The following is a 22,775-nucleotide window of genomic DNA, read 5'->3' as shown; positions in this document are numbered from 1 at the left end:
GGAGAAGGATTCGAACCTTCGAAGGCAGAGCCGTCAGATTTACAGTCTGATCCCTTTGGCCGCTCGGGAACCCCTCCCCAAGTGCGAGGCGCATACTATCAGATCCAGAGGCTTTGTGAACCCCTTGATGAGGCATCTGGCAGTAAAAAATGACTGTTCGTCGATTTTTTGATACATCCAGCTCAAAATTCAAGCTTATCAGCAAGTTGTGCGCTGCTTTTCTGCACAAAACAGCATCCGTGCAAGTTGGCGATCGCGCTGAAGAGAAGGGAAATAGCAGAAGACCGCCAGCGTCGGCGGTCTTCCCGGGCATCACATCTAGCGCTGGAACGGGTAGACCGAACCCAGTTTCAGGATCTGGGTCAGCTCGTCCAGTGCGCTGCGGGACTCCTGCACCAGTGCCGGATCCCTCAGATCGTCGAGGGTCAGGCGGTCGCGGTAGTGGCTATCGACCCAGCCATCGAGGCGGGCAAACTGGCTGTCGTTGATAAGGCAGGCCGGATTGACCGCAGCGAGTTCCTGATCGTTCATGGCAACCCGCAGTCGCAGGCAGGCCGGGCCGCCGCCATTGCGCATGCTCTGTTTCACATCCATATAGTGGACCGCCTTGATCGGGGTCTCCTGCGTCAGCAGCTTGCCAAGATAGGCCGACACCGCCGGATTGTCGCGGCACTCGGTGGGGGCGATGATGGCCATCTCACCGCTCGGCAGGGTGAGGATCTGGGTGTTGAACAGGTAGGATTTCACCGCATCCAGCACGGATACCTCGGCAGTTGGCACTTCGATAAAGTGCAAATCCCCCTCGCCAAACTTGCCGCGGATTTCAGTCAGCACCGCTTCGGTGTTGAGGAACGCTTGTTGGTGGAAGAAGAGCACGTTCTGGTTGCCCACCGCGATCACGTCGTTGTGGAACACCCCCTGATCGATCACATCCGGGTTTTGCTGAATAAACACCACGCTCTCCTCGCCAAGGCCATGGAGACGGGAGATGGCCTGGCTTGCCTCCAGAGTCTGGCGGGCCGGATAGCGCTTCGGCGCCGGGCGGGAGTAGTCAAAGGCGCTGCGGCCATAGACAAACAGCTCGACCCCCGCCTCGCCATAGGCACGGCAGAGCCGGGTGTGGTTGGCAGCCCCCTCGTCGCCGAAGTGGTCATTCTCCGGCAGATGGAGGTGGTGGCTGAAGTGGCGATCATTGTTGAACACGGCTCGTAGGATACGGCCCGTGACGTCCGGCTCCAGAGAGCGGTGAAACTTGTTGGTCAGGTTGGCGGGGGTGAAGTGAATGCGGCCATCCTGGGTATCGGCACTGGGAGAGACGGTGGCGGCGTTGGCGGTCCACATGCTGGAGGCCGAATAGCACGCGGCCAGTACGGCAGGAGCCTGTTTGGCGGCCTGCTCCAGCACCCGGGCATCGTTGCCGGTGAAGCCTAGGCGGCGCAGGGTGGCGAGATCGGGACGCTCTTGTGGCGCCAGTACCCCCTGGGTCATGCCAAGCTCGGTCAGCGCCTTCATCTTGCGCAGCCCCTGTTTGGCGGCCTCTTTCGGATTGGAAGCCTCCTGGGCATTGCTCTGGGAGGCAACGTTGCCGTAGGAGAGGCCGGCATAGTTATGAGTCGGGCCGACCAGACCGTCGAAATTGACCTCGAAGTGCTTCATTGAGTACATCCTTTCGATTTTTATGATGGGTAGCGGTTCCTTCCGCGCACAATGCGTCGGGGTTAGGCCATTATAAAGAGATTTTATGTTTTTGTAACAAGCCGGTAACCGGCAGACGTTTTTATGTCGTTTCAGATATAAAAAGAGGGGCGGTATGGCAGAAAATTGAAAAAGCGGTTGCGTCCGGCCTGTTGCCTTCGCATTAATAAATAAAGAAGCAATAAAAGAAGCCGTGTGGTGCGGGCTGGTCAGGCAAATTTGCTCACAAGATTGCTTTTTCGCGCCAAATCTCTTATACAGCCCCACAAAACCGCACACCAACCCCGTCGGGTGCAATGAGGATAATAGTTACAGCATGGGCAAATCACTGGTCATAGTGGAGTCTCCGGCCAAGGCCAAGACGATCAACAAATATCTGGGCAAGGACTACGTGGTGAAATCCAGCGTTGGTCATGTTCGCGATCTGCCCACCAGCGGCAGTGCCAGCACCGAGCCCAAGAAACCTGTCATTCGCGGCATCAAGTTGAGCGAATCCGAGAAGGCTGCCAAGGATCGCAAGGCCCTGTTTGCCCGGATGGGTATCAATCCGACCGCTGGCTGGCAGGCTAACTACCAGATTTTGCCCGGCAAGGAGAAGGTGGTCAGCGAGTTGCAAAGTCTGGCCGAGAAAGCCGACACCATCTATCTCGCAACCGACTTGGATAGAGAAGGGGAAGCGATCGCCTGGCACCTGCGCGAGATCATCGGTGGCGACGACAGCCGCTACAAGCGCGTGGTGTTCAACGAGATCACCAAGAGCGCCATCAAGGAGGCGTTTGCCCAGCCGTCCGAACTCAATATTGACCGCGTCAATGCCCAGCAGGCCCGTCGTTTCCTCGACCGCGTGGTGGGTTACATGGTTTCCCCGCTGCTGTGGAAAAAGCTGGCCCGCGGTCTCTCCGCCGGTCGAGTGCAGTCCGTTGCGGTGCGTCTCATCGTCGATAAAGAGCGCGAAATCAAGGCGTTCGTACCGGTCGAGTTCTGGGATCTCAATGCCGACCTGCTGACCGCTGACAAGAGCGATCTGCGGATGGAAGTGGTCAGCCGCAATGGTGCCGACTTCAAGCCAGTGACCCAGGCCGAGACCTTTGCCGCCGTGGCGGCCCTGGAAGGGGTCGACTACAAGGTGGTGAACCGGGAAGACAAGCCGACCGGTTCCAAGCCTTCTGCTCCTTTCATCACCTCTACTCTGCAGCAGGCGGCCTCTACCCGGCTGAGTTTCGGGGTCAAGAAGACCATGATGATGGCCCAGCGTCTCTATGAAGCGGGTTACATCACCTATATGCGTACCGACTCCACCAACCTCAGCAAAGAGGCGGTGGACGCGGTGCGGGAATACATCGGCGAGCAGTATGGCGCAGCCTACCTGCCGGCCGAGCCGAATCTGTATGGCGCCAAGGCCAATGCCCAGGAGGCCCACGAGGCGATCCGTCCCTCCAGTGTGCTGGTGACTGCCGAGATGCTGGAAGGGATGGAACCGGATGCGATGCGCCTGTACGACCTCATCTGGCGTCAGTTCGTCGCCTGCCAGATGACCCCGGCCCAGTACGACTCCTCCACCCTGACCGTCAAGGCGGGTGAGTTCGAGCTCAAGGCCCGTGGCCGTACCCTGCGCTTCGCCGGTTGGACCAAGGCGCTGCCGCCGATGGGTCGCAAGGGCGAAGATAGTCAGCTGCCGGCGGTGACCGTGGGCGAGGTGCTGAAACTGGTCAAGCTGGATCCGCGCCAGCACTTCACCAAGCCGCCTGCCCGTTTCACCGAAGCCGCGCTGGTGCGCGAGCTGGAAAAACGCGGCATCGGCCGTCCGTCAACCTACGCCTCCATCATCTCCACTATCGTCGATCGTGGTTATGTGCGGGTCGAAAGCCGCCGTTTCTTCGCCGAGAAGATGGGCGAGATCGTCACCGATCGTCTGGTGGAGAACTTCGTCGAGCTGATGAACTACGAGTTCACCGCCAAGATGGAAGACAAGCTCGATGGCATCGCCGAAGGGAGCCTGGAGTGGAAGAAGGTACTGGACGCCTTCTACGCCGAGTTTACCCAGGAGCTGGAGAAGGCTGACAAGGCGCCCGAAGAGGGCGGCATGCGTGCCAACCAGATGGTGATGACCGACATCGACTGCCCGGATTGCGGCCGCAAGATGGGTATCCGTACCGCTACCACCGGTGTCTTCCTTGGCTGCTCCGGTTATGCCCTGCCGCCGAAAGAGCGCTGCAAGAAGACCATCAACCTGGTCTCTGCCGACGAGTTTGTCTCCGCCACCGATGGCGAAGAGGCGGAAACCGAAGCGCTGCGCGCCAAGCACCGCTGCGGCGTGTGCGGCACCGCGATGGATGCCTACATCATCGACGACAGCCGCAAGCTGCACGTCTGTGGTCGCAACCCGGATTGCGATGGCTACGAGATCGAGAAGGGCCAGTTCAAGCTCAAGGGCTACGAAGGGCCGAGCATCGAGTGCGACCGCTGCGGCAGCGAAATGCAGCTCAAGAACGGCCGTTTCGGCAAGTACATGGGCTGCACCAACGAGACCTGCAAGAACACCCGCAAGATCCTGAAAAACGGCGACATCGCGCCGCCGAAGGAGGATCCGGTGCCGCTGCCGGAGCTCAAGTGCACCCAGTCCGATGCCCACTTCGTGCTGCGTGACGGGGCTGCCGGTCTGTTCCTGGCGGCCAGCAACTTCCCCAAATCTCGCGAGACCCGCGCGCCGCTGGTGGAAGAGCTCAAGCGCTTCAAGGATCGCATCTCCGCCAAGCACAAGTATCTGGCTGGTGCCCCGCTCACTGATCCGGACGGCAACCCCGCCATCGTGCGCTTCAGTCGCAAGACCAAGGAGCAGTACGTGATGAGCGAGGTTAACGGCAAGGCGACCGGTTGGACTGCTCACTACGACAACGGTACCTGGCAAGAGAGTTTGCCAAAGGCTAAAAAAGCCTGATGAAAAGAGGCCCCGACAAGGGGCCTCTTTGCTTATGGATAGCGGTATACTGAGACAGCTGCAAGGAGTGCAGCTGTCGTCAATCGCGAAGTAGACAAGGAGGTTGAGATGGAGATTAACGAGATCCGGCCAGGCATGAGCTGCATGACCCGTGAAGGTGCGGCCTATGTGCTGGAGGTTGACCGGCAGAGCCTGCTGGTGCTGCTGCAGCGAGCGGATGAGACCATACCGGTGCAGGTGCGCAGCGACGAGATCCTGGCGCCGCTGGAGTGATCCGGCTGTGATCCCCTCAAAACGGCAGTAGAAAAAGCAGCTCGGCCAGATCGGGCTGCCATTGCCACTCCTTCATTCTGACCCGCCCACCGATCACCACGACCCCTTCTTGCTGCAGGCGTCCCGTCTGTTCGGCAAAGCCTGGCGACCCTTTCGGTAACGAGATGGTGCCCGCCGCGCCCAATACCCGATGCCACGGCAGTACCTTGTCGGTTTCCCGCAGCACCTTGCCTACCAGTCTTGCCCGTCCGGGCAGCCCCGCCAGATCGGCCACCTGACCGTAACTGACCACCCGGCCTGCCGGGATCAAGGCGATGATCGCTTCGATACGGGCAGTTTTGTTCAATGGGGATGGACTTGATTCAATGCTCATAAACCCGATTCGTCAAAAACAACAGAAGCGCCATTGTGGCGCTTCTGTCATGGGGCTGGCAATGATTCAGCCGAAGGTCTGGCTAAGCCCCTTCAGTTGCTTGGCCCGTTCCAGCAGAGCCTGACTGGAGTGATCGACATCCAGCATCTTCTGACTGTTGGCGTGGGAGTACTCGGAGATCTGGTGGATGCTGCGGCTGATCTCCTCTACTACCGCTTGTTGCTGCTCAGCAGCGGTGGCGATCTGGGTGGAGTGTTCGGTGACCAGCTCTATCTCTGCCAGCACGGTATGGAGGCTGCTGGCGCCCTGGCGGGTCATCTCGGCACATGCGCGGGTCTGTTGCAGGTTCTCCTGCATCATCCCCTTCCAGCGTCCCAGCGTGTGCTGGATCTGCTTGATGCTGCCCTGGATCTGCTCGGTCGCCTTGTGGGTGCGGGTCGATAGAGTTCGTACCTCGTCTGCGACCACCGCAAAACCACGGCCCTGCTCTCCGGCGCGAGCCGCTTCGATGGCGGCGTTGAGGGCCAGCAGGTTAGTCTGCTCGGCGATGCCCTGGATCTCGCCCATGACACTGCCAATCCGTTCGGATTCGCTGGCGAGCTCTACCGCCGAGTTGAACGCCAGCTCTGCCTGTTTGGCGAGCTGTTCGATCTGTTGCTCTGTCTGGTTCAACTGCTGGTTGGTTTGTTCACAACGATTGCGAGCTTCGTTGACCTGACCGTTGGAGTCCTGAATGTTGCGGGCGATCTCGTGAGCTGTGTTGGCCATCTGAGTCATAGCCGTAGCCATCTGCTGGGTCTGGGCATCTTGCTCGTTGATATCGAGACAGGCCTGATGAGAGGCCTGCTTCAGATTGATGGCCAGGGTTTGCAGAGGTGCCGTGGCATCGTTGATCCGTCCCAACACGGTTCGGATGCGGGCCTGCAGCATCTTGATATGAAAATCGGCAATGGCGCCGGGGTTGTCACCGGAGTAGACCAGCCGGGTCAGACTGTCATATTCACGGCCCAACTGCTGTAGATAGTGGGGCAGAGCGAAGATCTCGCGCCAGTAGGCGCCGCCGATGAGCAACAGGGGCAGCAGCATCAGCAGGGCGGTCATGGCCCCTTGGCTAGCGAAGGTCCAGCCCATCAGGCCGAGCAGCAGCAGGGTAATGGCCGGGGTGCGCACTCTGGCAAGAGAGGGGAGGTTGCTGCTGTTGCCGCGCTCTGCTTTGAGCAGGGCCTGGTAGGTCTGAGCGGCGATGCGCTTGAATTGGGGCTCGGGCTTGCAGCGTACCGACTGGTAGCCGCTGATCCTGTTGCCTTCATAGATGGGGGTCACATAGGCATCTACCCAGTAGTAACGGCCATCCTTGCAGCGGTTTTTTACCATACCGCGCCAGGGTTTGCCCTCCTTGAGGCGGGCCCAGAGATCGGCGAAGGCGGCCTTGGGCATGTCGGGGTGGCGTACCAGATTGTGGTTGTGTCCCACCAGTTCATCGACCGAGTAGCCTGCGATGTCGCAGAAGGCCGGGTTGGCGTAGGTGATCACCCCGCGCAGGTCAGTGGTTGAGACCAGTTGTACGTCGGCAGGAAACTCCACTTCGCTATCCAGGGTATGGACGTTTCTGCGGGCCATAGGAATACGCTCCGATGTTCTTGTTGATAATGTTGTCGTTGTTATTGTGGCAGATCTGGAGGTGACCGCAGGCTCGCGCCAGCAGGAGGCAGATCAGCTTCATTGGGGGCTGGATTTTGCCAATAATGGCGGATGAATGGTAGGGGGAAGTTGATGTTTTGTTGGCTAATCGTAAAAAAGGCGGCCGATTGGCCGCCAAAGTAGAGACAACATTACCTCTGTGGCATCCGGTAGCGCACCTGCAACTGATCGAGGATCTGCAGCTGACCCGGCAGGCGGGCGGCGAAGTGCTCCCAGCCCTTGTGGGCGGGATCGCTCCAGGCCACCTCGGCCGTGGCCAGCATACGCGGGAACAACATGTAGTCGAGACGATCACGGCTGGTGATCAATTCTGACCACAAGGGGCTCAGCACCCCGAGGATGTTATCGTTGGCATGGAAATCGGCTGGGGCAGGGTCACACGCGTAGATCTGCTCCAGATTGAGGGTACCCGCCCAGTAGAGGCCGGGTTCATGAATATCGGCGCTCCAGGCGAGATCGAGATAGAGGAACTGGGCGGGCGCCATCACCACCGGATAACCGGCCGCGGCAGCATCCAGCCCCGCCTGAAAGCAGGTCCAGGCACAGACGGCGGCTTTACGGCTCACCTTGTCGCCATGCAGGATCTCCTCCCAGCCGATCATCTGTTTGCCTCTGGCGGCCAGATAGCGCTGGCAGTGGCGCAGCAGATGGCCCTGCAGCTCGCGGCAATCGGCGTAGCCCTGCTCGACCATCAGCTGCTGGCAGGCGGGGCTGTCGGTCCAGACCCCGGTCGGCACCTCGTCACCCCCCATGTGGATCTGCGGGCCGGGGAAGAGTTCGCACACCTCGTCCAGCACCGCCTCCAGGAAGCGGTAGGTGCCGGGCAGGGCGGGGTTGAGCACGTTGTCATCGAAATGCTGAACCGAGCGGTAGCGGGAGTGATCCGCCGTTTCGATCAGCAACTCGGGCAGCGCCTTGATGGCAGCGTGGCAGTGGCCCGGAATGTCGATCTCGGGAATGACGGTGATGCCGAGCTCACCGGCATAGCTCACCAGCTCCTTCACCTCGCTCTGGGTGTAGTAGCCGCCATAGGGTTCGGCGCCGCCGCTGAGCTGGGGGCAGATCGCCAGATCGTGGCCGCGCCAGGCACCCACGTCGGTCAGCTCCGGGAAGGTCTTTATCTCGAGTCGCCACCCCTCGTCATCGGTCAGATGCCAGTGGAAGCGGTTGAACTTGTAGAGGCTCATCAGCTTGAGCAGGCGCTTGATGGTGGCCGGAGTGTGGAAGTGGCGGGCGCAATCGAGAAAAATGCCGCGAAAGCCAAAGCGCGGGGCATCCTCCAGCGTGATGCAGGGCAGGCTCTCCCCATGTTGCAGATACCACTGAGCCAGCGTGACCAGCCCATGACGCCAGCCCGCTTCGTCGGCGGCGGCAATCACCACCTCCTGCGGCGTGATGGTGAGTTGGTAGGCTTCGGGTGCCAGTTTGGCCTCGGTCAGCCGGATTTCAGCGTCGTGATCCTGCTCCAGTGCCAGCGACGTCAGCTCGTTGAAGTGGGCCAGCAGCTTCGGCACATCGTGAGGGGCGCTGACATGAGCCCGCTCGGCCAGCCGGAAGTTCCCCTCCAGCAGTACCAGATGGGCCGGTTGCGGCACTATACCGGGCAGAGGCTCGACATCTGGCAGGTCGGGGCGGGCTAACGGCGGGTTTTCCAGTCCAAGATCCTGAGCGGCCAGTGTCACCGGCAGCAGCTGGGCACCTGTGGTCGCCTCCGGCAAGCTGAGGAAAAAGCCCTGCGGCATGTCGGAGAGCTTCTTGATGGGGGTCTGGCGGCAGCAAAAGCGCAGCTCGCAGCTGCCAGCGTTCGGGACAATCACCTTGTAGCTGCCGCTCTGGCGCTCCAGCTCGCCCCCTTGCAAGGAGTCGGGGTCGATATGGCGAGCCAGACAGAAGTGCAGCTTCCACTTGGTATCAGGCATGCGGGAGAGGGTGAAAGTGAACCAGACATCCTCGCCGTCACGTCGGGCGACCTGGGTGTGGATCAGGGGTGTAGACATGGAAAATCCTCTGATTGGGCAAACAGGATGGCGCCATCGAGCGCATCTGCCTGGGGGGGGATCAGGTTGAGCTGGCCGAGACGGGGAGCGAGGCGGGTGCCAATCCCCCCCAGCAGGGCGATCTGTCTGGCACCGAGCTGGGTCATCCCCTCCAGCAGGATCTGCAGCTGCTCGCAGGTTTCGTCCAGCAGCTGATTGGCGAGCTCGTCGCCATCGCTGGCTGCATCAAATACCCAGGGGGCAAAGTGGCCATAGTCCGCCGGAATGGCGCGGGCGGCCCAGCGTACCACCTCGGCCTGATCCCGCTTGAAGCGATCCATCAAGCGGATGGCGAGGGTGCTGGGGGGCAGAATGCCGTCGTGGCAGAGCAGGGATTGCTGGATGGCGCGCAGCCCCAGCCAGGCGCCGCTGCCTATGTCTGAAATGGGGAAGCCGCGGCCGGAACAGGTGCGGATCTGCCCCTCCTGATAGACCAGCCCCACCGAGCCGGTACCGGCGATGAGGATGGCCCCCTCACGGCCGCCAAAGGCGCCGAGGCAGGCACCGAAGGCATCGGAGGTGAGCCTGATGCTGGCAAAGGGGAAGGGCATCTCGAGCAGGGCGTGATAGCAGTCGGCCAGCTCGGCGGAGGCGAGCGCCAGCCCGATTCCCATCTGCTGTTCGCACTCTATTCCGAGCCCGGCGGCAAGGCGGGCGCTGGCGATGGCAGCCAGCACATTGGCGTGGGCATGGGGGATGCCCAGCTCCAGATTGGAGCCGGCTGCACGCCCCTCTCCGAGCAGCTTGCCCGCCCGATCCCGAATGCGGGCGCGGGTGTGGGTGCCCCCGCCGTCGACCCCGACCCAGTATTCAATCATGTCGACCTCCATTTCCCTGCGCACTCTGCCAAGTGATGGCCAGAGCAAACCAGGCAGCGTGGGGGATCCACTGCTCCCCCCAGCGCCAGTTCTGATCCAGCCGATCTTTGTACTCCTCCGGAATAAAGGCCACCTCATTTTCGTCATCAAACCCTGAGGTGATGCCGTTGCAGATACCCCCCTGCGCATTGGGATACCCGGCGGTATAGGCGGGGTTGTTGATGCCGTGGCCCGCCAGCATGCAGGCGTTGAACGGGTTCTGCCCGAGGATCCAGTCGAGTTGGCGCTGACCGTAAGTGAGCAGCGGCTGGCTCTGGCGGGGGAAGTGGCGGGCGCCAGCAAAGGCCATGGCAGCCAGCGAGGCCAGGCGGGCATTCTCCCCCTGCCACCAGTAACCGGACTCGTTGTGATGGGGCATAAAGAAGCTGACGCGCGGCGCTTCATCCACCCCTTTGACATATTGGCGGGCGAGGGAGAAGGGGTTGCCTGCGCGGGCACAGAGCGCCAGCTCGGCGGCTAGCGCCTGCTCCACCACGGTTTGTACCCGTGCCTTGTATTCCTGATCCGGCTCTACGCCCAGATATTCCAGCAGCGCCAGTACCGGCAGACCCGCCTCAGCGGCGTGGTAGTAGGGGCGCGAGCCATCCTCGTTGGCCGACCAGTAGTGACCCAGCTCAGGATGGGAGCGCTGGCGGGCACAGAGCTTGCTGGCGCGAGTTCTCGCCTCATTCAGCCACTCGGCGCCGAAGGTGCCGGTCAGCTCTACCGCTGCCAGCAGGGCGCAGTAGTCGTCGATGATGTTCTCGACCCCGTCATCCAGATAGGAGAGGTTGTGTTCACGCAGATGCAGGTAGCCGCGTTTGGCGGCCTCGGCGTAGCGGCTGGCATCGAAGTCGCCGCTGACGCTCTCGCGGGCGGCGCGGGCCAGCGCGGCGATGGCCATGCCGCCCCCTTGGCGAAAACCTGCCTGCCAGTTGGCGGACTTGAGCCCCTGCTGGGTGGCATAGGCGCATAGCTCGCGCTGCTCCGGGTCCTTGCTCCACTTGTCGAACAGGGTCATGTAGAAGAAGCCCGACTCATCCTGCATCCGGCAGAGGAAATCGGCGCCGTGCAGCGCCTCGTCATTGAGCCGCTTGCAGAGGTTCACCCCGTCGATATCGCGGCGCGGGGCCAGCAGTTCGCGGCACTTGAGCAGAGCCCACACCACCATGGGGGTCTGTTGGGGGTTGAGGTAGTTGGCGTAGGAGAGGTGGCTCAGGTACTTGCTCATGTCGCCGCTGGCATCGAACCAGCCGCCGTGCACATCTTTGTGCTGGTCGGTGCCAAACAGGCGGGCGCTGCGGTCGGCCCGATCAAAGGTGCCGCTGGCGCGCTGGCCCTTGAAGTAGTGGATGACATCGGAGAGGCAGCGGCTGGCCAGCAGATCCTGGCCGATGGCAAAGCGGGTGGAGCGGACAATGCCTTGGGCAGTGATCGCCTCCAGTCGATAGTGACCCGGCTCCTTGAAGGCGGAGAAGTCGGCGCGCCAGTAAGCGCGGCCCTGCCAGCCAGGGACGCTGCCAGCCGGTTGCAGCGGAGTTTCAAACAGGATCTGGCCATCATCAAGGCGTTGCAGCCTGACATAGCCGCCGAGATCAGGGGCGGGGGAGGTTTGCAACAGGGCGACTTTGTGTCCGTCGCACTCGTAGCCCACCTGATTGATCAAGAGTTCCATCAACTTCTTACTCCTGTGGTTCACCGCCGGGCGGTGAGGCACATCACGGGGCTGTGGCCGCCCCGTATCGAGGCATGGCCGGACAGGGTTGTCCGGCCGGTCTAAGGCTCACCCTCACTCGTAGAGGTAGCAGCGCACGAAGTGGTTGTCGGCAAGCTTGGTGATGGGGGGCAGCGCCTCCTTGCAGCGGGGTATCGCCTGATTGCAGCGCCCGGCAAAGGGGCAACCGCAGGACTCCGGCGTCCAGAGCGGGATCTCCCCCTTGCGGCCACCCTCCAGCTCGGCGTGGATGCTCTTCTCCGGGTCGGGCACCGCCGAGATAAGCAGCTGGGTGTAGGGGTGCTGCGGGTGATGCAGGATCTCGTCCACCTCTCCCCACTCCACCATGTGACCCACATACATGACCGCCAGATCTTCCGCCACATAGCGGGCGGTGGCGATGTCGTGGGTGATGTAGAGCATGGAGACGCCGAGCTCATTCTTCATCTGCTCCATCAGGTTGAGGATGCCGATGCGAATGGAGACGTCGAGCATGGAAGTCGGCTCGTCCGCCAGCACCACTTCCGCCTCCACCGCCAGATTGCGGGCGATGTTGACCCGCTGGCGCTGGCCGCCGGAGAGCTGGTGCGGATACTTGGCCGCCGTCGCCTTGGCGGGGGTCAGACCGACCTTTTCCAGCAGGGCGTAGACCATGTCGGGCAGCTCTTTCTTGTCGATCACCTTGCTGTGCAGCAGCAGGGGACGGGCGATGTGGTGATAGATGGTGTGGGTCGGGTTGAGCGAACCGAACGGATCTTGCCACACCATCTGCACGCTCTGGCGATAGTCGAGCAGGGCGGTGCCCTTGTTGAACTCCTCCAGATCGTGGCCGCGATAGAGAATGCGCCCGGCACTGAGCTTGTACATCTTGGCGATGATCTTGGCGATGGTGCTCTTGCCGGAGCCCGACTCCCCGACCACCGCCAGGGCGCGGCCCCGGTGCAGGTTGAAGGTGATGTCGGAGAGCGCCCGCATCTTGCCACTCTTGATGGCATTGGAGTTGATGGGGAAGTCCTTGTAGAGGTGCTGGACTTCGATGATGGGTGCATCGGTTTTGGCGATTTGCATGACAGACATCCTTAACAGCCAGCGGCCTTGTCCAGATAGATCACGGAATCTTGTTGCAGTCCCTGCTCCTCATAGAGGTGGCAGGCGGTCTGTTGCCCGGGGCGGATCTCGGCCAATCTGGTGTACTCCTGACGGCAGCGATCGTGCACCTTGCCGCAGCGGGCCTGAAAGCGGCAGCCGACCGGCACCTCCAGCAGGTTGAGCGGTGTGCCCGGGATCCCCTCCAGTACCTTCTTCGGCCCGTGCAGGGGCGGGAAGGAGTTGCCGAGCCCTCTGGTATAGGGGTGCAGCGGCGCGGTCAGGATCGCCTTGGAAGGAGCCACCTCCACCAGCTCACCGGCATACATGATGCCGATGCGATCGCAGAACTCCACCATCAGGGAGAGGTCGTGGGTGATGAACAGAATGGAGAAGTTGAACTTCTCTTTCAGGGCATAGACCTTCTGCAGGATCTCCCGCTGTACCACCACATCGAGCGCCGTGGTCGGCTCATCCATGATGAGCAGCTCGGGGTTGAGCGCCATGGCGATGGCAATCACCAGCCGCTGGCGCATGCCGCCGGAAAACTGGTGCGGGTAGTCCTTGAGCCGGCTCGGGTGAATATCGACTATGGTGAGCAGCTCCTGGGCGCGCTTGATCGCCTCGTAACGGGTCATGCCGGGGTTGTGGGCCAGCAGCACGTCGCAGAACTGCTCCTCCATCCGCAGCACTGGGTTCAGGGCGTTCATGGCGGACTGGAACACTACCGACACCTGTTGCCAGCGGTAGGAGCGCAGCCGCTCGTCGTTGTAATGGAGGATGTTCTCCCCCTTGAACAGGATCTCGCCACCACTGATGTAGGCGGGCGGCTTGTGCAGCCGGGCCACCGAGAAGGCGACGGTGGATTTGCCGCAGCCCGACTCACCGGCGAGACCGAAGATCTCGCCTTGTCTGATATCGAAGCTCACCGAGTTGACGGCGCGCACGTCGCCATTTTCGGTGATGTAGTCGACGCAAAGATTGCGTACTGACAGCAGGGGATGCTTGTTCATGCTGTCTTCTCCTGTGCGGCAGAGAGTGGTGTTGCGACCGGTGTGGCAAGTTTCTTCCAGCGGCTCAACCCTTTGTGGGAGCGCAGCTGCGGGTTGGCAATCTCGTCGATGGCGAAGTTGAGCAGAGCCAGACCGGCACCCAGGGTGGCGATGGCGAAGCAGGGGGCCAGGATCTCCCACCAGGCGCCGACCAGAATGGCACTGGAGGTCTGGGCGTTGTAGAGCATGATGCCCCAGCTCACCACGGTCGGGTCGCCAAGCCCCAGGAACTCCAGGGTCGCTTCGGTGACGATGGCGTAGATGATGGAGCCGATGAAGCTCACCCCGATGATGGAGATGAGGTTGGGCAGGATCTCCACCAGAATGATGCGCCAGGCCGGCTCGCCCAACACTTCGGCGGCGATGACGAACTCCTTCTCGCGCAGGGCCAGGGTCTGGGCACGGATGACCCGCGCGCCATAGGCCCACGAGGTCAACCCTATTATCACGGCAATCACCGCCGGTGACGCCTCCCCGATAAAGCTCGCCAGCACCAGTAGCAAGGGGAGGTTGGGGATCACCAGCACCACGTTCATCAGGAAGGTGAGGCACTCATCCACCAGACCGCCGAAGTAACCGGCGGTGATGCCGATGGCGACGGCCAGGGTGCAGACCAGCAGGCCTGCGCTGAAGCCCACCAGCAGCGAAATACGGGCGCCGTTGGTGAACTGGGCCCAGATGTCGTGGCCCATGCGGGTTGAACCCATCACGAACTCGGCACTGGGCGGCTGGTGCGGGCGAGCCACCCGTTTGGTCGGCTCGTTGCTGGCCAGAATGGGGGCAAAGAGGGCCATCAGTACGAAGGCAACCACGATGGCGAGGCCACAGGCAGCCTTCTTGTTGCCCAGCAGGATTTTGAGGATTGTGGGCATACGCATCTTGTTGTCCGGTAACAGAATTTTGAGCATGGTCGGCATACGCATCTTATTTGCCTCCTGTACGCAGACGGGGATCCAGGAAGACGTAGAGCACGTCGGCCAGGAAGTTGAAGCTGAGCATGGTGATGGTCATGATGAGCAGCTGCCCCTGAATGAGCGGGTAGTCGCGGGCCAGAATGCCCTGATAAAGGGTCAGGCCCAGGCCGGGATAGTTGAAGATAACTTCGGTGATGAGGGAGCCACCGATAACGAAGCCGAGCGCCATGGAGAGGGCGGTGACGCTGGGCAGAATGGCGTTGCGGGCGCCGTAGTTGAAGATCACCCGGTTGCTGGAGAGCCCCTTGGCCTTGGCCATGGTGATGTAATCCTCGCCCAGCAGGTTGATCATGTTGTTGCGCATGGTGATAAGAAAGCCCCCCACCTGTACCACGGCCAGGGTCAGCACCGGCATGATGGCGTGAGTCATGATGCTCTTGATGTGCTCCCAGCCCCAGTCAGCCTTGATCTCCGGGCTGTAGGCGTAGCCGATGGGCAGCCACTCGAGGCTGACCCCGAACAGGAACAGGGCGAGCAGGGAGACCACCACCGGCGGAATGGCCTGCATCACCAGGGTGAGCGGGGAGAGAATGCTGTCCATCCGGCCGCCGCGATACCAGGCGGCGAAGATGCCGACGATGGAACCGAGGGAGAAGCTCAGGATGGTGGAGGTGCCGACCAGAAACAGGGTCCAGCCGATGGCACGGCCCAGCACGTCAGAGACCTGCTGCGGGTAGAAGCGCACCGAGGTGCCGAGATCCCAGGTGAAGACACTCTTCACATAGGTGAGAAACTGGGTGCCGATGGGGCCGTCGACAAAGCCGAAGGTGGCTTTGAGGGCTTCCAGGGCGGCGGGTTCCATCATGGCGCCAGCGCGGGCAAACATCACGGAGACAGGATCCCCTGGCATGGCACGGGGTAACAGGAAGTTGATGGTGGCGGCTACCAGAAAGGCAACCAGATAGAAGGAAAAGCGTCTCAGTATGAATCCCATGATAGTACCTTTTACTGCAAGTCTGCCCCGCGTCGGGTATAGCTACCCCAACCCCGGCGGTGCCGGGCAAGAAAGGGGTTAACGGGGAAGATGGCCCCCCGCAGGGGGCCGGGATTGTTTAGCTGTTTGGCTTGAGGGACAACACGTGCAGCAGACGCTCAGGGGTGTCCGGGTGGAGCTGAGGTTTGGCTACCGGGTTATCAGCACTGAACCAGCCGTTGAAGCGCTTGGTGCTGTACTCATACCAGGTCGGGTTGTTGAAGACCGGAATGATGGTCTGGTTGGCACCAACACGATCCTGGATGGCGAACATGATCTCCTTCTGCTTGGCCGCATCGGCGGTCTGGGTGAAGTCATCGATCAGCTTGTCGAGCTCGGGGTCCTTGTAACGGGGCGCGGCGAAGCGGTTGCCACGGTCGCCCATGTTGCGGGAGTGGAACGCGGTCTCGAAGTACTTGTGCGGGTTGGCACCGGCAAAGTAACCCTGCAGGGCGACATCGAAGTCACCGGTGATCAGGTTCTCGGTCCAGACGGTTGCTTCCGGGGTGGCGGTCTTGGCGTTCAGGCCCAGCGCCTGCAGCCCTTCTACACCAATCTGAACTGTGTTGACCCAGTCGGTCCAGCCGTTCGGTACCAGTACCTTGAACTCGATCTTTTTGCAGCTCGGGGTGTCGAGGAACTTGTCGCCGTCACAATCCTTGTAGCCTGCCTCTTTCAGCAGGGCCTTGGCCCCTTCCAGATCGAACTTGTTGTACTTGCCGTACTTCTTGTCCACTTCCGGGTTGTTCCAGGAGTCAAAGGCTTTGCCCAGACCTGACGGGTACTCGTTGACGGTGGGGTAGCCGTAGCCCGCGATATCCACCATGGACTGGCGGTCCATCGCCATGGAGAAGGCGCGGCGGAAGTTGATGTCGTTGAAGGCTTCGTTATTGCCCGGGTTCTTGGTCTGGAAGTTGACGTTGAACGCCACGGTACCGGAGGCCGGGAACCAGTATTTGTTGTTCTTCGGATCGTTGCCGACGTAGAGGCGTTCGATATCCGGCACGAAGGAGCCGAACCAGTCGATGTCACCCTTCATGACAGCCGCCAGCACCTGGTCGTTGGTGGCCATCTGCGGCATGCGGATACAGTCGATAGCGAGGTTGGCGTTATCCCAATAGTGCGGGTTGCGGCACTGGGTGTAGAGCTGGGCGGAGAAGTTGTCCACTTCGGTGAAGGGGCCAGTACCAACCGGCTTGTCGTTGGTGAAGGCAACCGGATCTTTCACCGATTTCCACTGATGCTCCGGCACTATGGGTACCAGCACCAGATCATTCACCACGTTGGTGTTGACCTCGGTCAGGTCGAATTTGACCTTGTTGGGGGCCAGCTTCTCGACGCTCTTGATCTGGGTCCAGATTGAGCGCTCATCCAGCGCCTTGTTGGCCTTGACCAGATTGAAAGAGAAGATGATGTCATCGGCATCAAAGGCTTCGCCGTCAGACCACTTCACGCCGTCACGCAGATCGAAGGTGACGGATTTCAGGTCATCGCTGAACGCATAGTTGGTGGCCAGACGATAGACGGGTTTGCCCCCTTGCATATCGTTGAAGATCACCAGCGGCTCATAGATGAAGTGACGGGTGGTGTGCAGCAAGCCCGCTTGCAGGAAGGGGTTGAAGTTCTTGACCCAGGCGGTTTCCTGCTGTGCGACCATGGTCAACACGGTTTTGTTTTCTGCGGCCATGGCGTTACCGGCGGCACCGGCAAGCATCATGGTTCCCAGCATTACAGCGGTAGAGATTTTGGATACTTTGGCAAGCATATGTTTTCCTTTCTTATTTTTTGGCATTCCCGAGGGTTCGCCTTGTTTTGTGTGAGCACCGGTTTCGCATGCTGATGAAATCGGCCCTCTGTGTTGGTCAGGTGTCTAACCTTTGTCGTTCTGTTTTCCAACGCCCTAAGCAAACCAGAATTAACAGGAAAACAACAACTATTGATTTCGTTGTTTTCGTAAAAATTGACGGTGTTACGTCAATCTCGTCAAAATCGATTTTTATCTTTTTAAAATCATAGCTTTTCGTTATTTGCTTTCGCGTAAAAAGTGGCTGTGAAAATGGCGTGTATGACAAATTTGTGAATTGGATCCGCTCTCGGTTTCGGGGTCGTGCGGGGCTTTGTTTTGCATAAAAAGAAACCAGATTGCCAATTGTGATCCGGCGCCCGTTTAGGGCGCCGTGTCACGGCTTGCGGTTGGCGAGTTGACGCAGGGTCTGGGCGCTGTGCTGTAACTGCTGGCGCTGGTGGTCATTGAGCGGGCAGTGGCCCAGCACATACTCGGTGGTGGCCACGACCGTCTTCCAGCGTGGCGACTTGGGCAGGGTGTCCAGACTCAGGTATTTGTCGAGGGTGCGGGTCTGAGGGCTGGATCTGTCCATATAGACCCGCCACAGCTTGCTCTTCTCCGCCAGCACGATTTTGCCCTTGCCGGTCCCCTGCTGCCAGGCATCCAGGGTGAGCTGCATGGTCTCTACCAGCGCCCGACGCAGCGGCTCGTCATCCTGCTGGCGAATGAGGTCGTCGGCCAGCGAACGGAACTCGCCACCCAGGCGGCTCAGCTCGCCCAGCAGCTGTTCATCTTCGATGATGGCTTGCCGCGAGAGGTTCTTGAGGGCGTTCTCCAGCGCCATTACCCGGTTCTCATCCTGACGCAGCTCGGTACTCAGAGTGAGGGCGAAAGCGGCCTGTCCTCCGAGTGCGATGGGCAGGGCACGGGCGTTGAGCACATCTTTTTGCCCGGCCACCAGAAACTCCAGATTGTGTTCCCGCTCGCTGGCAAGGTCGGGCCACTGCTGTTGCAGCGGGGTGGCGAGCCACTCATTGAGGGGCTGCCCCTCCATGGCTTCCGGCTCCTGCCCCAGCAGGCGTGCCATCACCCGGGAGGCAAACAGCACTGTGCCCTGCTCGTCGATAAAGATCATGGGGTCGGCCCCTTCGCCGAGCAGGGCCAGCAGGCGCTGCTGATCCTGATGCAGTCGTTCCTGCAGGGTGAGGCGATGTTCGATCTCCTGCTTCAATAGCCGGTTCTCTACCAGCGAGGCGCGTCCGGCCTTGGCCTCCAGCAGTGCCTTGACCCGGGCAAACAGCTCTTCTTTGCAGAAGGGTTTGACCAGATAGTCGTTGGCTCCGGCCCCGAAGCCCTCCTCGATATCCTTGGGCTGGTTGAGGGCGGTGAGCAGCAGCACCGGCAGCATATCTTTCGGGTGTTGCTGGCGCAGGCGACGGCAGACGTCAAAACCGGAAAGGGTCGGCATCATCACATCGAGCAGGATGAGGTCCACCTGCACCTCGGCCAGCTTGGCCAGCGCATCGTGGCCGTCACTGCTGGGCAGGATGCGGTAGCCGCAGGGCTGCAGCAGATGGCGCAGGATGTGCAGGTTGATGGGCTCGTCATCCACCACCAGAATGAGCGGAGCATCCTCGGGGGGAGGGGGCAGATCGTCGCTCTCCCAGTTCGGCAGGATCAGCGGTTGCTGGCGCACCAGCTGATGCTCGATCTGGCGGCTGTCGAGAGTCAGATTGGCCGCTTTGCCGGTGGCAAGGGGCAGGGTAAAGGCGAAGGTCGAGCCAACGCTCGGCTCGCTCTCGACAAACAGCTCGCCCCCCATCAGGTGCACCAGCTGGCGGGTGATGGAGAGACCAAGGCCGGCCCCCTGCTTGCTTACCTCCGGGCTCATCTGCACCAGCGGCTCGAAGATGTGTTCCAGATGATCGGGGGCAATGCCGATGCCGGTGTCGGTGACCTTGATGCGCAGGAAGTTGTTCTCGACGATGGCACTGAGCACCACCTTGCCCTGCGGCGTGTACTTGATGGCGTTACCCACCAGGTTGTAGAGCACCTGTTCGAGTCGTTGCTCGTCGGCCAGCACCGGCGGTAGTTCGGCCGGGCTGATATCCACCAGGGTGAGGGGTTTGGCCTGCACCAGATGCTGGCAGAGGTCCAGCACCAGCCGGATAACCCCCTTGGATGAGACGGGCTGGGAGTGGATCTCCAGCTGGCCGTAGCGCATCTGGTGGTAGTCCAGCAGATCGTCAACCAGACGGGCCAGGCCGTCTGCACTCTTGATGATGAGGCCGAGCTGCTTTTGCTGCCCTTCGGTCAAATCCTGCTGGCTGGCGAGCATCGACTCGGCCATCCCCTTGATGCCGTGAATGGGGGTACGCAGCTCGTGGGAGGTGTTGGCCAGCAGTTCATCCTTGAGCTTGTCCGCTTGCTGCAGGCTGAGGTTCTGCTTGTGGGTCAGCTTGACCTGCTGTTGCAGCTCCTGGGTCTGCTGTTCGATCAGTTCGATCTTGTCCTTCACCGAGCGCTGCATATGGCGAAACGCCTCGGCCAGCCGGTCGATATCATCGCCGGTGCGCTCGATGGCGATGGGGTGATCCAGCGCGCCGTCGGCCACCTGCTCGGCCGCTTCGGTCAGGGAGCGCAGCGGCGCCGTGATGGAGTGAGAGAGCCAGCGGGAGAAGAGGATCAGCAGCAGCACCGAGCCCGCGCCCAGCACAATCACCAGAGTCTCCAGCTGGCGGATCGGGGCATAGGCTTCCCGGGTGGAGATCTCGGCGATAAAGGCCCACTCGGTATCGAACACCTTTACCTGGGTGTAGGCGGCCAGCACCTCGTCATCCTGATAGGAGTGGAACAGCCCGACCCCCTGCTCGCCGGAGAGCGTCTTGGTGATGAGGGGCGTTTGCAGCGGCCGGAAGTTGGGGCTGAAGCTGTTCTCGACGCTGAACTCCGGCGCCAGCCAGGCATCGGCGCGCATCCGCTTGTCGGGGCCGATCAGGATGGTCTCGCCGGTCTCGCCCAGCCCCTCCCGCTCCGCCATGATCTGGTTGAGCTTGTCCGGCAGCAGCTCGAAAATCACCACACCGCGCACATAGTCGTACTGCATCACGGGGGCTGCCATGTAGGCGACCACCTGCCCGGTCAGCTCGTTGCGGCCAAAATCGGTGAACTCGAAGATCTGCTGCGGTTTCTGGCCGCCATCAAGGCGGCGTTTGATCTTGGCGAAGGTCTGGCCCAAGCCACTGCCCTGGTAGGGGCCGGAGAGCAGATTGGTGGCAAAGTTAGGGTGCTTGGTGACCGAATAGACCACATCACCGTTAAGGTCCACCAGAAAGATGTCGCTGTAGTTGGACTTGCGCACCATGTCGGCATAGCCGCGATGAAAACGCTGGTGCACCCGGCCATACATCTCGTCGGCGAGGATAAGCGCCGTGATGGAGGGTTCGATCTCTACCTGACTGTCCGGTTTGCGCAGTTGATCCCAGGAGCCGGGCAGATAGCGGGCCTGGGCGCGGCTGCGGGCCTCCTGCGGCGTGGTGCCCAGCTTCTCGAAGGCGCCGGTAAAGCCATAGAAACGGCCGATACTGTTGCCGGCAAAATCCTGCTGGGAGAAGTTGATGATCTGCTCTTTGAGGTTGTTGAAGTAATCCTCGAGCTGACTCTTCTTGATATTACGAACGGAGACCAGATGGTTGGAGGTCTGGGTGGTGAGATCCTTGCCGTGGCTGTATAGGAAGAAGAGGGTGATGACCAAAAAGGGCACCATGCCCAACATGAAAAAAGCCAGCATTAACTGCGGCCTGAGCCCACGAAGCGTGAAGATCCATTTCATCTTGTGATTTTCAATTGAGAATCCGGTTATTAAGCCGCTCAAGTCTCGAACGAAAGCGTAATCATTTCAACGACTTTATCCCAAATTCGCTTGGTGGGTCACAGCTGGCTGGAGAAAAATGCAGCAAGGCGTTTAAACCCTGAGCAAACAGTCTGCATCAAGGCTTAAATTGCGAAAAAGGGGTTGTGCTGGCGCTCGTGGTACGTATAATGCGCCTCGTTGTCAGGCAACTGGCACGAAAGCAGTAACGCGGGAATAGCTCAGTTGGTAGAGCACGACCTTGCCAAGGTCGGGGTCGCGAGTTCGAGTCTCGTTTCCCGCTCCAATCTTCCATCGCACCAACGATGGAACTCACTTTCAAGACAATCAGTCTTGTCAGCATGGCGCGTTAGCAAAGCGGTTATGCAGCGGATTGCAAATCCGTTTAGTCCGGTTCGACTCCGGAACGTGCCTCCATATTTTCTCTGTTTATCTCAATCATCACTCTTCGAGTCTTAGCTTTGGTCAGTATCCTTGCTGTACCAGTAACTGTTCGCAGCCAGCCTGTTTCCACTCGCGCTCGAGATAGTGGCTCACATCCGCCATGTTTTGCCCCCGATATTGAAACTGCACCTCGGCACTGTGCTGGTTGAGATCCGCAATCCGTTGCTTCAGCGTGCCGCATTGCCACAGGCTGACGGTGGGCACGCCCCGTTCGGCCAGCACGATGGCATCTTCCCGATTCAGTTGCCACTCCTCCAGTTGTGCTCGTGTCAGGGCAACCATCAGCACCAGCAGTGCCACTTCCGGCAGTTTCATGCGTGTCTCCCTACTGCATGTTTTTCCCCTGATAACTGTGGCAAAGCGCACGATTTTCGCAAGTTTGTTAACTGTTGGTTAATGACGTAACCCGTTTTCAGTATTTCTCGTTTTCGACCATTTTTTTATAAAAAAATGCGTTGGTGATGTAGTAATCCTACATGAAGTGGAGTAATCTTTGCTCAGTGGTCTTACCAGTAAGGAGTTACATCATGTTTCATCCCTTTTCCCTGACTCAGATTATTCTTCGTCGCATTTATGTATTGCTGGTGGGCATTCTGGCTTTCCCCGTGATGCTGTTTCGCAGCGATCGTGCCCGCTTCTACAGCTATCTGCACCGGATCTGGAACAAAACCAGCACCAAACCGGTGTGGCTCAAAATGAGCGAGCGTGGCGAGCGGATCTTCTACTAAACCCCATTCGCACCATGTGCAAAAAGAGACAGCCAAAGCTGTCTCTTTTTTTATCTGCTTGCCGCAACTCCTGGCTCCCACCCCCCCGCTTGTTGATTTCTTGTTTCTTGCAAGTTGCGTCCAGCCCTGCCTGTTGGCGGGGCTTTTTTATGTCTGACGCCTCTCTTTTGATGGAAGCAGTGAAGAAGATTAACGGGATGAAAGCACCATATGGCACTTTTCCCGTTCATTAATGGGTGGTCGTCGAGACATTTTCAATGATGAAATAGCTGTT

16 protein-coding genes and 2 tRNA genes are annotated in these 22,775 nt (G+C 60.2%); 5 read left to right on the top strand and 13 right to left on the bottom strand.

The features are described from left to right. Nucleotides 1–318 precede the first annotated feature (318 nt). Nucleotides 319–1,656, bottom strand: a complete 1,338-nt coding sequence (gene astB / locus G5182_RS15200) for an N-succinylarginine dihydrolase (RefSeq protein ID WP_227342152.1) — start codon at nucleotides 1,654–1,656, stop codon at nucleotides 319–321. 355 nt (nucleotides 1,657–2,011) lie between these two features. On the opposite strand from astB, the gene topA reads away from it, so the two are divergent. Both topA and G5182_RS15190 read left to right on the top strand, forming a co-directional pair. Next, nucleotides 2,012–4,633, top strand: coding sequence for a type I DNA topoisomerase (topA, locus tag G5182_RS15195; RefSeq protein ID WP_227342154.1), 2,622 nt, complete (start codon nucleotides 2,012–2,014; stop codon nucleotides 4,631–4,633). A 108-nt stretch (nucleotides 4,634–4,741) separates the two neighbouring features. Next, entirely contained in the window at nucleotides 4,742–4,906 is a 165-nt protein-coding gene (locus G5182_RS15190) for a hypothetical protein (protein ID WP_005334891.1), read from the top strand. Nucleotides 4,907–4,922: 16 nt separating this feature from the next. Here G5182_RS15190 and G5182_RS15185 read toward each other — a convergent pair whose 3' ends face one another. The 11 genes from G5182_RS15185 to G5182_RS15135 form a co-directional block, all read right to left on the bottom strand. Further along, nucleotides 4,923–5,279, bottom strand: coding sequence for an MGMT family protein (locus G5182_RS15185; protein ID WP_179902302.1), 357 nt, complete (start codon nucleotides 5,277–5,279; stop codon nucleotides 4,923–4,925). Nucleotides 5,280–5,345: 66 nt separating this feature from the next. Continuing rightward, entirely contained in the window at nucleotides 5,346–6,899 is a 1,554-nt protein-coding gene (locus G5182_RS15180; protein ID WP_421250025.1) for a methyl-accepting chemotaxis protein, read from the bottom strand. A gap of 212 nt (nucleotides 6,900–7,111) precedes the next feature. Next, entirely contained in the window at nucleotides 7,112–8,977 is a 1,866-nt protein-coding gene (locus G5182_RS15175; RefSeq protein WP_421254502.1) for a beta-N-acetylhexosaminidase, read from the bottom strand. Continuing rightward, nucleotides 8,962–9,834, bottom strand: a complete 873-nt coding sequence (locus tag G5182_RS15170; RefSeq protein WP_421254501.1) for a BadF/BadG/BcrA/BcrD ATPase family protein — start codon at nucleotides 9,832–9,834, stop codon at nucleotides 8,962–8,964. Before G5182_RS15170 ends, G5182_RS15175 begins: the two co-directional genes overlap by 16 nt. Further along, nucleotides 9,827–11,548, bottom strand: coding sequence for a glycoside hydrolase family 9 protein (locus G5182_RS15165; protein ID WP_421254500.1), 1,722 nt, complete (start codon nucleotides 11,546–11,548; stop codon nucleotides 9,827–9,829). The genes G5182_RS15170 and G5182_RS15165 overlap by 8 nt, the downstream gene beginning before the upstream one ends. 114 nt (nucleotides 11,549–11,662) lie before the next feature. Continuing rightward, nucleotides 11,663–12,655, bottom strand: a complete 993-nt coding sequence (locus G5182_RS15160; RefSeq protein ID WP_421254499.1) for an ABC transporter ATP-binding protein — start codon at nucleotides 12,653–12,655, stop codon at nucleotides 11,663–11,665. Nucleotides 12,656–12,666: 11 nt separating this feature from the next. Further along, the gene (locus tag G5182_RS15155; RefSeq protein WP_005334876.1) at nucleotides 12,667–13,686 is read right to left on the bottom strand and encodes an ABC transporter ATP-binding protein; all 1,020 of its coding nucleotides are present in this window, start codon (nucleotides 13,684–13,686) and stop codon (nucleotides 12,667–12,669) included. Continuing rightward, a complete protein-coding gene (locus G5182_RS15150; RefSeq protein ID WP_005353820.1) occupies nucleotides 13,683–14,603 on the bottom strand; it encodes an ABC transporter permease in 921 nt (306 codons plus the stop codon). The genes G5182_RS15155 and G5182_RS15150 overlap by 4 nt, the downstream gene beginning before the upstream one ends. Before the next feature lie 46 nt (nucleotides 14,604–14,649). Continuing rightward, on the bottom strand, nucleotides 14,650–15,633 hold the full coding sequence (locus G5182_RS15145; protein ID WP_005334871.1) for an ABC transporter permease: 984 nt from the start codon (nucleotides 15,631–15,633) through the stop codon (nucleotides 14,650–14,652). A 118-nt stretch (nucleotides 15,634–15,751) separates the two neighbouring features. After that, entirely contained in the window at nucleotides 15,752–17,437 is a 1,686-nt protein-coding gene (locus G5182_RS15140) for an ABC transporter substrate-binding protein (RefSeq protein WP_005353816.1), read from the bottom strand. Between the two features lie 415 nt (nucleotides 17,438–17,852). Then, nucleotides 17,853–21,290: an ATP-binding protein gene (locus G5182_RS15135; protein WP_227342161.1), complete on the bottom strand. Its 3,438-nt coding sequence runs from the start codon at nucleotides 21,288–21,290 to the stop codon at nucleotides 17,853–17,855. A 249-nt stretch (nucleotides 21,291–21,539) separates the two neighbouring features. Here G5182_RS15135 and G5182_RS15130 point away from each other — a divergent pair. Together G5182_RS15130 and G5182_RS15125 are read left to right on the top strand one after the other, a co-directional pair. Beyond that, nucleotides 21,540–21,615: transfer RNA gene (locus G5182_RS15130), tRNA-Gly, on the top strand. A gap of 57 nt (nucleotides 21,616–21,672) precedes the next feature. Continuing rightward, nucleotides 21,673–21,746 (top strand) — tRNA-Cys (locus G5182_RS15125). Between the two features lie 48 nt (nucleotides 21,747–21,794). Here G5182_RS15125 and G5182_RS15120 read toward each other — a convergent pair. Next, entirely contained in the window at nucleotides 21,795–22,088 is a 294-nt protein-coding gene (locus G5182_RS15120; RefSeq protein WP_005347702.1) for a hypothetical protein, read from the bottom strand. A 212-nt stretch (nucleotides 22,089–22,300) separates the two neighbouring features. Between G5182_RS15120 and G5182_RS15115 the strand changes: the two genes are divergently transcribed. Continuing rightward, nucleotides 22,301–22,501, top strand: coding sequence for a YbfA family protein (locus tag G5182_RS15115; RefSeq protein WP_005334863.1), 201 nt, complete (start codon nucleotides 22,301–22,303; stop codon nucleotides 22,499–22,501). The last annotated feature ends 274 nt before the right edge of the window (nucleotides 22,502–22,775 follow it).

Source organism: Aeromonas sp. 600948 (assembly GCF_049174875.1).
GTDB lineage: Bacteria > Pseudomonadota > Gammaproteobacteria > Enterobacterales > Aeromonadaceae > Aeromonas > Aeromonas veronii_A.
Note: the sequence above shows the minus strand (reverse complement) of the source record. Positions and strands in the feature narration are given on the sequence as shown.

Excerpts from the sequence above, each read along its gene's own strand:
- G5182_RS15180 (WP_421250025.1), bottom strand. The coding sequence starts at position 6,899 with ATGGCCCGCAGAAACGTCCATACCCTGGATAGCGAAGTGGAGTTTCCT.
- G5182_RS15135 (WP_227342161.1), bottom strand. The coding sequence starts at position 21,290 with ATGAAATGGATCTTCACGCTTCGTGGGCTCAGGCCGCAGTTAATGCTG.
- G5182_RS15145 (WP_005334871.1), bottom strand. The coding sequence starts at position 15,633 with ATGGGATTCATACTGAGACGCTTTTCCTTCTATCTGGTTGCCTTTCTG.
- astB (WP_227342152.1), bottom strand. The coding sequence starts at position 1,656 with ATGAAGCACTTCGAGGTCAATTTCGACGGTCTGGTCGGCCCGACTCAT.
- G5182_RS15190 (WP_005334891.1), top strand. The coding sequence starts at position 4,742 with ATGGAGATTAACGAGATCCGGCCAGGCATGAGCTGCATGACCCGTGAA.
- G5182_RS15115 (WP_005334863.1), top strand. The coding sequence starts at position 22,301 with ATGTTTCATCCCTTTTCCCTGACTCAGATTATTCTTCGTCGCATTTAT.
- G5182_RS15150 (WP_005353820.1), bottom strand. The coding sequence starts at position 14,603 with ATGCGTATGCCCACAATCCTCAAAATCCTGCTGGGCAACAAGAAGGCT.
- G5182_RS15160 (WP_421254499.1), bottom strand. The coding sequence starts at position 12,655 with ATGCAAATCGCCAAAACCGATGCACCCATCATCGAAGTCCAGCACCTC.
- G5182_RS15120 (WP_005347702.1), bottom strand. The coding sequence starts at position 22,088 with ATGAAACTGCCGGAAGTGGCACTGCTGGTGCTGATGGTTGCCCTGACA.
- G5182_RS15155 (WP_005334876.1), bottom strand. The coding sequence starts at position 13,686 with ATGAACAAGCATCCCCTGCTGTCAGTACGCAATCTTTGCGTCGACTAC.
- G5182_RS15140 (WP_005353816.1), bottom strand. The coding sequence starts at position 17,437 with ATGCTTGCCAAAGTATCCAAAATCTCTACCGCTGTAATGCTGGGAACC.
- G5182_RS15165 (WP_421254500.1), bottom strand. The coding sequence starts at position 11,548 with ATGGAACTCTTGATCAATCAGGTGGGCTACGAGTGCGACGGACACAAA.
- G5182_RS15185 (WP_179902302.1), bottom strand. The coding sequence starts at position 5,279 with ATGAGCATTGAATCAAGTCCATCCCCATTGAACAAAACTGCCCGTATC.
- G5182_RS15170 (WP_421254501.1), bottom strand. The coding sequence starts at position 9,834 with ATGATTGAATACTGGGTCGGGGTCGACGGCGGGGGCACCCACACCCGC.
- G5182_RS15175 (WP_421254502.1), bottom strand. The coding sequence starts at position 8,977 with ATGTCTACACCCCTGATCCACACCCAGGTCGCCCGACGTGACGGCGAG.
- topA (WP_227342154.1), top strand. The coding sequence starts at position 2,012 with ATGGGCAAATCACTGGTCATAGTGGAGTCTCCGGCCAAGGCCAAGACG.